Source organism: Marinobacter sp. C2H3 (assembly GCF_037080155.1).
GTDB lineage: Bacteria > Pseudomonadota > Gammaproteobacteria > Pseudomonadales > Oleiphilaceae > Marinobacter.
In genome coordinates, this window is sequence record NZ_JBBBNZ010000003.1 from 605,583 (window position 1) to 616,963 (window position 11,381).

12 protein-coding genes and 1 tRNA gene are annotated in these 11,381 nt (G+C 60.0%); 8 read left to right on the forward strand and 5 right to left on the reverse strand.

Annotated elements, in window-relative coordinates; genetic code table 11:
• Positions 1-2,082, forward strand: a complete 2,082-nt coding sequence (gene glyS / locus V3388_RS12150; protein WP_336367818.1) for a glycine--tRNA ligase subunit beta — start codon at positions 1-3, stop codon at positions 2,080-2,082.
• A 50-nt stretch (positions 2,083-2,132) separates the two neighbouring features.
• On the opposite strand, the gene V3388_RS12155 is transcribed toward glyS, so the two are convergent.
• Positions 2,133-3,578, reverse strand: coding sequence for a TrkH family potassium uptake protein (locus tag V3388_RS12155; protein WP_336367819.1), 1,446 nt, complete (start codon positions 3,576-3,578; stop codon positions 2,133-2,135).
• Between the two features lie 132 nt (positions 3,579-3,710).
• Here V3388_RS12155 and V3388_RS12160 point away from each other — a divergent pair, with 132 nt between their 5' ends.
• The 4 genes from V3388_RS12160 to V3388_RS12175 all read left to right on the forward strand — a co-directional run bounded on the left by V3388_RS12160 (position 3,711) and on the right by V3388_RS12175 (position 6,199).
• Positions 3,711-4,370 (forward strand): potassium channel family protein, encoded by a 660-nt coding sequence (locus V3388_RS12160; RefSeq protein WP_336367820.1) that lies wholly within the window; start codon positions 3,711-3,713, stop codon positions 4,368-4,370.
• 6 nt (positions 4,371-4,376) lie between these two features.
• The gene (locus tag V3388_RS12165; RefSeq protein ID WP_336367821.1) at positions 4,377-5,744 is read left to right on the forward strand and encodes a TrkH family potassium uptake protein; all 1,368 of its coding nucleotides are present in this window, start codon (positions 4,377-4,379) and stop codon (positions 5,742-5,744) included.
• 94 nt (positions 5,745-5,838) lie between these two features.
• Positions 5,839-5,915 (forward strand) — tRNA-Pro (locus V3388_RS12170).
• A gap of 134 nt (positions 5,916-6,049) precedes the next feature.
• Positions 6,050-6,199, forward strand: a complete 150-nt coding sequence (locus V3388_RS12175; RefSeq protein ID WP_336367822.1) for a hypothetical protein — start codon at positions 6,050-6,052, stop codon at positions 6,197-6,199.
• 228 nt (positions 6,200-6,427) lie between these two features.
• On the opposite strand, the gene V3388_RS12180 is transcribed toward V3388_RS12175, so the two are convergent.
• Both V3388_RS12180 and V3388_RS12185 read right to left on the reverse strand, forming a co-directional pair.
• Positions 6,428-6,814 carry a hypothetical protein gene (locus V3388_RS12180; RefSeq protein WP_336367823.1) on the reverse strand — a complete coding sequence of 129 codons (387 nt, stop codon included), beginning with the start codon at positions 6,812-6,814 and terminating at the stop codon, positions 6,428-6,430.
• 9 nt (positions 6,815-6,823) lie between these two features.
• Positions 6,824-7,627: an EndoU domain-containing protein gene (locus tag V3388_RS12185; RefSeq protein ID WP_442915643.1), complete on the reverse strand. Its 804-nt coding sequence runs from the start codon at positions 7,625-7,627 to the stop codon at positions 6,824-6,826.
• A gap of 50 nt (positions 7,628-7,677) precedes the next feature.
• On the opposite strand from V3388_RS12185, the gene V3388_RS16415 reads away from it, so the two are divergent.
• Positions 7,678-8,322: a retron system putative HNH endonuclease gene (locus tag V3388_RS16415; protein WP_442915644.1), complete on the forward strand. Its 645-nt coding sequence runs from the start codon at positions 7,678-7,680 to the stop codon at positions 8,320-8,322.
• Positions 8,323-8,411: 89 nt separating this feature from the next.
• Here the strand turns inward: V3388_RS16415 and V3388_RS12190 are convergent, their stop codons facing one another.
• Positions 8,412-8,681: a bacteriocin immunity protein gene (locus tag V3388_RS12190; RefSeq protein WP_336367825.1), complete on the reverse strand. Its 270-nt coding sequence runs from the start codon at positions 8,679-8,681 to the stop codon at positions 8,412-8,414.
• Positions 8,681-10,231 carry an S-type pyocin domain-containing protein gene (locus V3388_RS12195; protein WP_336367826.1) on the reverse strand — a complete coding sequence of 517 codons (1,551 nt, stop codon included), beginning with the start codon at positions 10,229-10,231 and terminating at the stop codon, positions 8,681-8,683. The genes V3388_RS12190 and V3388_RS12195 overlap by 1 nt, the downstream gene beginning before the upstream one ends.
• Before the next feature lie 34 nt (positions 10,232-10,265).
• Between V3388_RS12195 and V3388_RS12200 the strand changes: the two genes are divergently transcribed.
• Positions 10,266-10,748 (forward strand): hypothetical protein, encoded by a 483-nt coding sequence (locus V3388_RS12200; RefSeq protein WP_336367827.1) that lies wholly within the window; start codon positions 10,266-10,268, stop codon positions 10,746-10,748.
• A 226-nt stretch (positions 10,749-10,974) separates the two neighbouring features.
• Entirely contained in the window at positions 10,975-11,346 is a 372-nt protein-coding gene (locus V3388_RS12205; protein ID WP_336367828.1) for a VOC family protein, read from the forward strand.
• Positions 11,347-11,381: the final 35 nt, after the last annotated feature.

The following is an 11,381-nucleotide window of genomic DNA, read 5'->3' on the forward strand; positions in this document are numbered from 1 at the left end:
ATGGCTACACAGGATTTTCTGGTCGAACTGGGCACGGAAGAGCTGCCGCCCAAGGCCCTCAAGCCGCTGTCCGACGCCTTTACCCAGGGCATCACCCAGGGCCTGGACGCCGCCGGTGTTGGCTTTGGTGCGGTGGAAGCCTTTGCGGCGCCCCGACGGCTGGCCGTGCGCATCCGTGACCTGGAAGACGCCCAGCCGGACAAGCCGGTGGAAAAACGCGGCCCCGCGGTAAAAGCCGCCTTTGACGACGCCGGCAACCCGACCCGCGCCCTGACCGGTTTTGCCACCTCCCTCGGCATTACCCCGGACCAGCTCGACACCCTGGAAACCGACAAGGGCGCCTGGGTGGTGTACCGCACCATCGAAAAAGGGCGCCCCATCGTGGAGTTGATGCCGGAGCTGGTGGAGCAGTCCCTGGCGGCGCTGCCAATTCCGAAACGCATGCGCTGGGGCGCCCATCGCACCGAGTTTGTCCGCCCGGTCCACTGGGTGGTGCTGCTGTTCGGCAACCAGGTGATCGACGCCCCGATCATGGGCCTCAAGCCCGGTAACAAGACCCGCGGGCACCGGTTCCACTGCCCGCAGTCGCTGATTATTCCCACGCCAGGCGATTACGAGCTGGTGCTGCGGGAAGAGGGCTACGTGCTGGCCGACTTCGCCGAGCGTCGCGCCCGCATCCGCGCCGGCGTTGAGGCCCTGGCAAAGAACGAAGCCGGTGGCCATGCGGTCATCGATGAGGCCCTGCTGGACGAGGTCACCGCCCTGAACGAGTGGCCGGTGCCGCTGATGGGCCGCTTCGAGGAACGCTTCCTCAAGGTGCCCGCCGAGGCGCTGATTTCCTCCATGAAGGAACACCAGAAATACTTCCACGTGGTGGACGACGCGGGCCGGATGCTGCCCCTGTTCATCACTGTGGCCAACCTGGAGAGCAAGGACCCGACCCAGGTCATCTCCGGCAACGAGAAGGTGATTCGCCCGCGCCTGTCGGACGCCGCCTTCTTCTACGAGACGGATCTGAAAACCCGCCTGGAAGACCGGGTGGACGCCCTCAAGCCCATCGTGTTCCAGGAGAAGCTGGGCAGCCTGTACGATAAATCCGTGCGGGTCGCCGCGCTGGCCGGGAAGATCGCCGACGCCATCCACAGCGAACCGGCGCTGGCCAAGCGGGCCGCCATGCTGGCCAAGACCGACCTGGTCACCGAGATGGTGCTGGAATTCACCGACCTGCAGGGCATCATGGGCCAGTATTACGCCGCCCACGACGGCGAGCCGGCGGACGTCGCCAAGGCGCTGAACGAGCAGTACATGCCCCGCTTTGCCGGCGACGAGCTGCCCACCACCCTGACCGGCTGCGCCGTGGCCATCGCCGATCGCATCGACTCCCTGGTGGGCCTGTTCGGGATCAACCAGCCGCCTTCCGGCACCCGGGACCCGTTCGCCCTGCGCCGGGCTGCGCTGGGGGTGCTGCGCATCATCATTGAGCGCGAACTGCCGCTCGACCTGAAAACCCTGTGCGACTGGGCCGCCGCCGAACACACCAGCCTGACCGAAGCCGACGCGGCGGACGCCGTAGTGGACTACATGCTGGAGCGCTTCCGCGCCCACTATGAAGAACAGGGCATCGGTGCCGAAGTGTACCTGGCCGTACACGCCCGCCGTCCAACCCGGCCGCTGGACTTTGACCGCCGGGTGAAAGCCGTGGAGGCCTTCCGCCAGCTGCCGGAAGCCCAGGCGCTGGCCGCCGCCAACAAGCGGGTGTCCAACATCCTGACCAAACAGGGTGGGGACGACGTAGGCGAAACGGTGAACGACGCGTTGCTGCAGGATGCGGCCGAGAAAGCCCTGGCGCAGGCCGTGAACGAGCAGTCCGACGCCGTGCTGCCGATGTTCGAGCAGGGAGACTACGCCAGCGCGCTGAGCTCCCTGGCCAGTCTGCGGGCTCCGGTGGACACCTTCTTCGACGAAGTGATGGTGATGGCGGAGGACGAGGCCGTCCGGAACAACCGCCTGGCGCTGCTCAACCGCCTGCGCAACCTGTTCCTGCGGGTGGCGGACATCTCGGTTCTGCCCACCGCAGGCTAACCCTGCCTCGGGCGGTCGGTGCCGGCGTGCCGGTCCGATCGCCCGTCTCCCTAGCTGCGCCAGAAGTCCGGTGACAGCATCACCAGCACGCTGAGCAGTTCCAGCCGCCCCAGAATCATCGAAATCATCAGCACCCACTTGGCGCCGTCCGGCAGAGACTGGAAATTGCCCGCAGGCCCGATGATGTCTCCCAGGCCCGGCCCAACGTTGGTCAGCGCCGTCAGTGCACCGGTAAAGCTCGTCACCAGATCCAGCCCAAGGATACCCAGGAGGGACGTCATCACCGCCAGGGTGGCCAGGAAGATGAACGAGAAGGCGACGCTGGAGGCCACGATGTCGTCGCTGATGACCCGCCCGTTATAATTCCGGGCGAAGACCGCGTGGGGATGCAGCAGCCGGCGAATCTGCTCCCGCAGTAGCAGCATGGACAGCTGGAACCGGAACACCTTCATGCCACCGGCGGTGGAGCCGGAGCAGCCTCCCACGAACGTGATGAACAGGAAGATCACCACGGCGAACGGCCCCCACAGGGTGTAATCCTGGGAGGCATAACCGGTGGTGGTTACCACCGAGGTTACGTTGAACAGCGCCTCCACGTAGGCGGTAAAAGGATCGACATGGTCGGTGACCACCCGGTAGACCGCCAGCACCGCTGCGATCGCCACCAGCAACACCAGGAAAAATCGAACCTGTGAGTCCCGGAACAGGGGGCTGCGCTGGCCATGCACAAAGCGCACAAACAGGAAGAAGGGCATGCCGCCGATGGCCATGAACACCGTCGACGCCAGCAGGATGCCCGGCGTGTCGAACTTGCCCATGGACTGATCAGAGGTGGAATAGCCGCCGGTGGAGACCGTGGTCAGGGCGTGGTTGACCGCGTCAAACAATCCCATTCCCAGCGTCCAGTAACTGAGCACGCACAGGATGGTGATGCCAAGGTAAACGCCCACCAGGCTACGGGCCAGACTGCTGGTCCGCGGCACCGCCTTCTCGCTCCACTCAGACGATTCGGTGGCGAACAGCCGCATGCCGCCGATGCGCAGGAACGGCAGGATTGCCACCGCCATACCAATAATCCCGATGCCGCCCATCCACTGCATGATGGAGCGCCAGAGCAGAATGTCTGCAGGCAGGTCGTCGAGCCCGGAGAGCACCGTCGAGCCGGTGGTGGTAATCCCGGAAATGCTTTCGAAAAACGCGTCGGTGACGCTGAGATTAAGACCGCTCCAAAGCAGAGGAAGGCTGGAAAACAAGGGGATGACGATCCACGCCGACACGGTCAGCAGGAACATCTGGCGCTGCTTGAGCGCGTGATTTCTGCGGCGGGTGACCATCAGGGCGGCCAAGCCCGTGCCAAAGCAGATGGCCGCCGACTTCACAAACGCCGGCCAGTCCGGTGACTGATCGAGCATCAGCAGGTTCACCGGCAAGGTCATCAGAAAGCTGAGCAGGATCAGCAGAAATCCGAGGATCTGGACAATAGGCCGAATGCTCACTGCGTAGCGGCTCCGCGCGGGGCGTGATAACGAGAGAATACGCGCTGTTATACACGTTCTTAGGCTAAAATCCCACCGGAATCTGGTAGGGTAAGGGCTGACATAGAGGGCCGGTCCGGGAGGGAAAGCGCCGTGCAGAGCAAACAGCAGATCGCCGTGATTGGCCTGGGCGTCTTCGGCGAAACCATTGCCCGGGAGCTGACCCAACTGGGGCACGACGTTCTCGGGGTCGACCAGGACGAACAGATCGTTGATCGGTTATCGGAGTGCATGACTCACGCTGTCATCGCCGACGTCACCGACGAACAGGCCATCGAAGAACTGAGCCTGGCCGACTACGACGTCGCCGTGATCGCCATTGGCCGCAACTTCGAGGCCACCCTGCTGGCCACCATGCACCTGCAGAAAGTCGGCCTGAAGAAAATCTGGGCCAAGGCCCTGACCCGCCAGCACCAGAAGATCCTTGAGCGCCTGGGCGTGCACCGGGTGATCGCCCCGGAATTCGAAATGGGCATCCGCATCGCCCAGGAGCTGAACTACCCGAACGTGCAGAACTACATCGGCCTGGGTGATCGGGACTATGTGGTGGAAATCGTCGCCGGCGACAGCCTCAACGACCGAACCTTCGGTGAGCTGATCGAGGAAACCGGCACCGATGTCCGTTTGCTGGTGGTCAAGCGGGCCACCAGCGTTCACCACCGGCCTGCGGATACCTTTACCCTGCGCAAAGGTGATCACGTGGTCATCGGCGGCACTCTGGACGATTTCCGAAAATTCGAACAGTACCTGTAGCCACCCATGCGCTTTCAGACCCGGGACCTGCTCCCCATTCGCCCCCGAAACGATCGCCAGGGCCCCAATCGCATCCGACCGCCCGGGCTGTTGATCGAAGGGTTTGTCATCCTGATCATCATTGGCACCGGCCTGCTGAAGCTGCCCTGGGCGACCGTATCACCCATCAGTTGGCTGGACGCCGCGTTTACCGCCACCTCGGCGGTGACGGTAACGGGCCTGACGGTGGTGGATACCGGCTCCGAGTTCACCCTGTTCGGCCAACTGGTGATTCTGGCCCTGATACAGCTTGGTGGCCTGGGCCTGATGACGTTCGCCGTACTGACCGCACTTGCGCTGGGCTTCCGGCTGGGTCTGCGCCACCACCTGGCGGCCCAGGAGGCGTTCAACGAGATCTCCATCACCACCGCCAAATCCGCCGGGGCCCACATCGCGCTGTTTGCCCTGGCGGTTGAAGGGCTCGGCGTCGTCTTGCTGGCCGCCCAGATGGTGCCGACGCTGGGGTGGGGGGAAGGCCTGTATCAGGCCCTGTTCTACAGCATCTCCGCCTTCAACAACGCCGGCTTCGGCCTGTCCCCGGACAGCCTCACCGGGTATGCGAACCAGCCCGGCGTGTTGCTGACCGTAAGCGCCCTGTTCATCGTCGGCGGGCTGGGCTACCTGGTGGCTCGGGAACTTCTGGAAAAGCGCCGGGTTTCCAGGCTCTCGGTTTACGCGCGGATGATCCTGTGGGGCACGCTGATTCTCAACCTGGTGGCCGCCGGGCTGTTTTTCGCCATGGAAATCGGCAACCCCCAGACCCTTGGCGGCCTGTCCAGCCTGGGCGACCAGCTGATGGCGGCCTGGTTCCAGGCCACCGTCACCCGCACCGCCGGTTTCAACTCCCTGGACATTGGCGCACTCACCACCGGCAGCTGCGTGCTGTTCCTGCTGCTGATGTTCATTGGCGGCGCCCCCAACTCCACCGCCAGCGGCATCAAGCTGTCTACGTTTATCGTGCTCCTGTCCGCCACCCGCTCGTTCCTGCGGGGTAACCTCAACGTCACTTTGGGCCGGCACTCCCTGTCCAACGAGACGGTGATGAAGGCTCTGGCGGTGACCACCCTGGCCATGGCCGTGATCTTCCTGGGCATACTCGGCGTCAGCGTCACCGTCAAAGGCCCGTTCCTCGATATCGCGTTCGAGGTGGTCTCTGCCTTCGGCACCGTCGGCCTGTCCCGGGGCCTCACGGGCGAGCTGGACACCGCCGGCAAACTGATCATCATGGCCACCATGCTGATCGGCCGGGTGGGGCCCCTGACCCTCGGCTACATGCTCACCGTGCGCCGCAAGTCCCTGGTGCGCTACGCCAACACCGAATTCCCGGTGAGCTGATTGGCCGCAGGACACAGGACGAAGAGATTTTTCATCCGAAGCGATCACAGGGCTGGAAAAGTGGGATTGATTCCGTATAATACCGGCCGTTGTTCGGCGTGTGGCGCAGCTTGGTAGCGCACTTCGTTCGGGACGAAGGGGTCGCAGGTTCGAATCCTGCCACGCCGACCACTTTCCCGCGTTGTTTCTGAACACCCCCTGTATTTGAATCCCCCTCCGATGTCATCGCCACCTCTGGCGCATCGTTTCTGTCTTGTTGATGAGTCTGCTAATGTTCTGCGATAAGACTGTCGTGGAGGGATACATTGAGCAAGGCAACGGAATCGGCGTCCGGCAACTTTTCGTTTCTGTCAGAGCACGATGCCCTGTTCGTGGAACTGGCTGATTGCGCAGAACGGGCCTTCGCCAGCGACCCCAAGAGTACCCTGATCGGCTGCAGTACTATCTCGATGTGATTCGACAGTTACCGGGCGTTGAACAAGCGGACCTTGTTGTTCCTCAGTACCTTTGTAATAAAAACCTTGATCCTGAGATTGAATCGGAAATCATCGATATTTCCAAAAGTATCTCGAGATCACTAAGAGATAAAACCCAGGATTTTTAATGATTATTTCAGGAACCGGGCAGGGATTTTCAGCCAGTTGGCACTGACAGTTTCACGATTGATGTTTTCCCTATCATGATCAAACATCAACCTTTTTACTGGCGCCCTCCGCCTGCCCTGCCGAAATAAATTCAAACCACGAAATCAAAATCTTTTCGAAGGCACTGATTGAAATATTTTCAACGTATTCGGCATCATGCAGTGAGTACACTGTGGCGTCGGTGGGCGTCAACTTAACGCTCCACGTTTCGCGCTCCCACTCCACACCCGTTGACTCTGCGCGCTTCGCTAATTCAATCTTTTCGAGTCCTTCTTCTAAACTGGACAGAACGTCCGGAATATCCAGACCGCCGTCATCCATTAATACACACGCTAGTGGACTAATGCCGTCGTCATTTTCAACTGATGACCGACAAAAAGGAATCAAATATCCACCTGCATTTTCCCAAGAAAAATATACCGTCATCTAATAGCCTCAAATTTTTGGGTAGACCGTCGTTTTAGGTTTCAAAAAGCCTTCAACCCTAACACCGCTTGGCGTAACGCCAGTCCATTTATTGCCGATTATCGTTTTATTTTTATACGCAGCATCCACCTCGACTTTGATGCGATCGGCGCTCCAGAACTCCGGGAACATGGTCGATACGCCACCACTATTCGTCTTTGGCAAGAAACTACCCGGGTTCTCGGGATCTGAAACTTCAATCCTGGCGCTGTAAACGCCGTGAGCGTTGGGCGACGATGCGGTCCCGGGAATCACTCTAACTCCGCCTAGTGCCGTTGAATGCCCTCCAACGACTTTTCCATCTGGCTTGACCTCAGCATTTAGTACATGGCCATCAAAGTCTATCGGTGCTGTGACATGTTTAACGTCCTCAGCCGCTTGGGCGTTGAGCTCCATCTCGGTTTGGGAATTTGGAATGGTCTGCCTTTCACCACCAGCCCTCTTCTGAAACACCACATACAACGGCTCAACCCCACTATCCGTAGGAAAACTCACGATCCGTTCAATCTGATCCTCAAACGGCCGCTCATAGTCCCCCGCAGTGATCGCCTCCTGCCGATCCTCTTTGATCGGCGTCACCAGAATGCGATGAGGGTTCACGCCGGAAACGGCCGGATATTCTGTGGTCTCAACCGGCCGATAGCCACTTTCGTCCGGGTACCAGACGAGGGTGACGTCGTTGTCGACCACCGCTTCAAAGTGCTCGCCAACGGACGTTGCCTGAACAACCTGAGGAACTCGCGCACTACCGAGCCAATCAACCGAACAACACATGGAGCAGGTTTGCCAACCGGGAACGCCGACGCCAAGCGGTTCAGGATCAGTTGAGAGCAGATCAGGGTTTTCTGTGTGCCTACTGCGAGATTGACCTGATCGAAAAAGCGGCGAATGGAGACGCGGACTTCCGCGTTGAACATTTTCATCCGAAATCGGATCATAAAGGTCCCCTAAACTGGAACCTGGAGTGGCAAAACCTGTTAGGTTGCTGTCACGGGGGAAGTCAACGCACTGTTGCTGATGCGGCAACCCGCTTCACAAGTCCGGACACGTCCTGTGACATACCGAAAGCGGACAAAAATCTTGATGGAGTCATCCTCAATCCAATTCACTTGCCGGCTTTCCCGGCGGTTTTCTCCTGTAGCCGAAGCACCGGTGAACTGTCTGTGCTGGCGGCACACTGCGTAAAAGCAGGGGTCAATGTTCAACAAGCAGAACAGACCATACGTGAACTGAACCTGAACGCACCGAGGCTTAATCGGCTAAGGCAACAGGTTTTAAATCAACTCAATCGCGATTTACAGACGTTGCTACAGCGAGGGGTAGCCATGGGTAACGCAAGGCAGCAGCTTGCGGCGGTTTACCTCACAAAGTCCGCCAACGGCAAATGGCGCGCCTTCTTTACGGCCATACGCAGCTACCTTGGGAGTGATGCCGAGCGGCATCTTAAGCGGTCGGGGTACCGTGGGTAGATTGAGCTAACCAACCGCAATGACCAGCAGACCTAAAATCAAGCAGCCCGCTTGAGTGCGTGATGCCCCCGTCAGACAGAGATGCCGCGCTATTCTGATTGCTCGTCGCGAAAGCAGACCTTGCCGTGTTCGTGATACCACCGCTTGATCTCATCAACGATGCCTCGTGGCGAATCTTCGCGGCCCGTCTCAGGAAAAAAGATCAAATCGCTTTTTGATGGGTGTTCAACCAACTCGTTGAATTGATTTACAAACTTACTTTCTTCATCTTCGCTAATATCCTCGTTCCAGAACCACCGCAATGCATCCAGGAATTCGTCTTCGGCATAATCGCTCAGTTTCTTTTTTATCAGAATCATCATTTCCTCCGATGCATCTCAATGTGATTTGAGGGAGTTACCACACGTAAATTCTCAACGTCGTATACCAGGCCACCGTTTCTAATTTCCAGAACGTGATGAATTTCATATCGGTTCCTTTTGCCAGCTTGATCATTAAGCCTGGTAAAAGGCGCTCTACCAGCTCTAATGGCTTTCTGGTTTCGAGAACCGAAGTGCCCCATCAGTTCTTGATCGCGGGCCACCTCCAGCCAAAACGCCTCACGGAACCGATCAAAACTGGCAAATTCGCGCCCCCGTAGCCGATCTGCAATTTTTGCCGGTATTGGTGCCCCAAGATCTCTGGAGGCACTTTCCAACCAGATTCCGGTGATTTCTTCGCCATTTCCTGTTACCACGCCTCTTTCATCCCGTGCCGTCTTCCGAAACACCAAATACAACGGCTCAATCCCGCTGTCCGCAGGAAAGCTCACGATCCGTTCAATCTGATCTTCAAACGGCCGCTCATAGTTCCCCGGCGTGATCGCCTCCTGCCCCTCCTCCCGGATCGGCGTCACCAGAATGCGGTGAGGATTCACACCGGAATCGGCCGGGTATTCTGTGGTCGCGACCGGGCGATAGCCGCTGTCGTCCGGGTACCAGACGAGGGTGACGTCGTTATCGACCACCGCTTCAAAATGCTCGCCGATGCGCCTCGCCTGAACAACCCGAACCGTATCGCCGTGCCCGGTTTCGTGATTAGCGTGATACCCGGAGACCCTGAGCTTGCCGCTCTCATCCATATGTAGATGGAATCGCACCCGGATGGCGGCCTCTGAGATCGCTCGCAGCTCCTCCTCGGTGTACAGCGTGCCATCGCCGAGCTTTGCCGGCCACAGCGCCAGCAGGGCTACGCCGGCGGCGGAGGTAAGCACGCTGGCGCCGAGCCGCATCGCCATAGCCCACCCCTCCGTTAGCCGCATCGACGAGCCGGCGACCAGGTCCAATGGGCGCAGGGCGCTGGCGCCGGACGTGTTAGCCGTCGCAAACAGAGCCAGTGCACCGAAGTTACTGGCTTTCTCCTCACCCTCGTTGCTGTCGGTATCGCCGTTGGGCCGGGTGCAGGACTTGGCAAACACCTTGGGCCCGAGCGGTGGCAGCGCAAAGTTTTCCGAAATCACCGCAACGGGTGGAAAGGTGTTTGGCGGCGGCTCAGGCACCGGTGGCTCCGGTGTGTAGGTCAACGCCGGCGGCGGTGGCAGGCTGTCGCTCTGCCCGTATCCGGGCGCGCGGGCCGCAAAATCCCGGTCGCCGAAGCGAATCCCGAGCGCATCAGCAGCCAGAGGGTTGATGGCACCGCTGGGGCTTTCCGAGCGCACAACGCGGCCGGCCACCACCTGAAAAAGGGGGATCGACGGGGTATCGCGGAGCAGCACCAGCTCACCGTTGGCAAGCTGATCCTTGAGTCGCGCCGGGCGAACAGTGGGTGGAAGTTGGCGAGCCAGTTCCTGATCGCTGTACCGGTCCCAGCCACCGTCAATCATCAGCGCTTCGTGAAGCGCAAGAGTCTGCGGGTCTGCAATTCGGGTCACGTCCGTGTTTCCGAAGCCAGTGAGGGGGGCGTTGTTGGCGCCTTACACCAAAACGCGTTCATCCATGGGGTTTGGATACGGCGCGGGCACTGCCCGCCCCGGTATGCCGCTGTTACACGGCGGGAACGGCAGCGCCTTCAAGGTATTGGGCGAGAGCGCCGTCCGGATTCTCGGCCTCGATCAGCTCGCCATCGGTTTTGTAGCCGCGGGACAGAAGATTGGCTTCCCGCCATTGGTTGCCGTTCGCGCTGACAAACAGACAGATGCCAAGACCGACGAAGTTGGCGATAACGTCAGCAATTGGGCCTGGCATGGTCAGGCCGGCGACATAGCCGGCCCCGAAACCGGCGGCCAGAATCACAATGCCGTGAAGCCACAGATGCTTGACGAGCGCCCAGATACCGCCGAAGAAAAAGCCCGGCAGGACCAGCCCTGTTTGACGGCGACGCGGGTTCCAGAGGGGTGCGTGAAGATTTTGAACGATTTCATATCCCTATCCTTGGTGTGGTTTCCATAAAAGGAGCCGGCGCATTGCGCGATCCGGATCCGTTGCTCATCCTGAGCAGCAGGAACTATACCCCCGGGCCAAGTGACAGATCAACGTTCCTGCGCGCCTCTGAGTATTTCGCCGCTGGCGTTCTTCCGGCCTTCCCCAAAGCACCAAATCCCGGCCATACTCGTATACCCACCGTTCGACGGCGGGGCTCTCCCACCGTCACCCCTACCAACAACAGGAGCACACCATGATCGGATACGTCACCATCGGCGTCAGCGATATGAGCAAGGCCAAGCAGTTCTACAGCGATCTGCTGGCGGATCTGGGCGCGAAGGTTCTGCTGGATCTGGAGCGGATCGCGTTCATCGGCAAGAACATGGGGTCTCCCATGCTGGCGGTCTGCAAACCCTACAACGGCGAGGCCAACCATCCGGGCAACGGCAACATGTTTGCCATTCAGCCGGGCTCCAAGGAGGCGGTGGACGCCTACTACAAGAAGGCGATTGAGCTGGGCGCTACCTGCGACGGTGAGCCGGGGCAGCGGATTCCGAACCAGTTCTACGGCGCCTACGTGCGGGACCCGGACGGCAACAAGCTGGCGTTCTTCCACTTCGGCTGAGTGCCCCGCCGACGCCCGTGACAGGGCAAGCCGGC

Excerpts from the sequence above, each read along its gene's own strand:
- glyS (WP_336367818.1), top strand. The coding sequence starts at position 1 with ATGGCTACACAGGATTTTCTGGTCGAACTGGGCACGGAAGAGCTGCCG.
- V3388_RS12165 (WP_336367821.1), top strand. The coding sequence starts at position 4,377 with ATGCGCTTTCAGACCCGGGACCTGCTCCCCATTCGCCCCCGAAACGAT.
- V3388_RS12180 (WP_336367823.1), bottom strand. The coding sequence starts at position 6,814 with ATGACGGTATATTTTTCTTGGGAAAATGCAGGTGGATATTTGATTCCT.
- V3388_RS12185 (WP_442915643.1), bottom strand. The coding sequence starts at position 7,627 with ATGTGTTGTTCGGTTGATTGGCTCGGTAGTGCGCGAGTTCCTCAGGTT.
- V3388_RS12190 (WP_336367825.1), bottom strand. The coding sequence starts at position 8,681 with ATGATTCTGATAAAAAAGAAACTGAGCGATTATGCCGAAGACGAATTC.
- V3388_RS12205 (WP_336367828.1), top strand. The coding sequence starts at position 10,975 with ATGATCGGATACGTCACCATCGGCGTCAGCGATATGAGCAAGGCCAAG.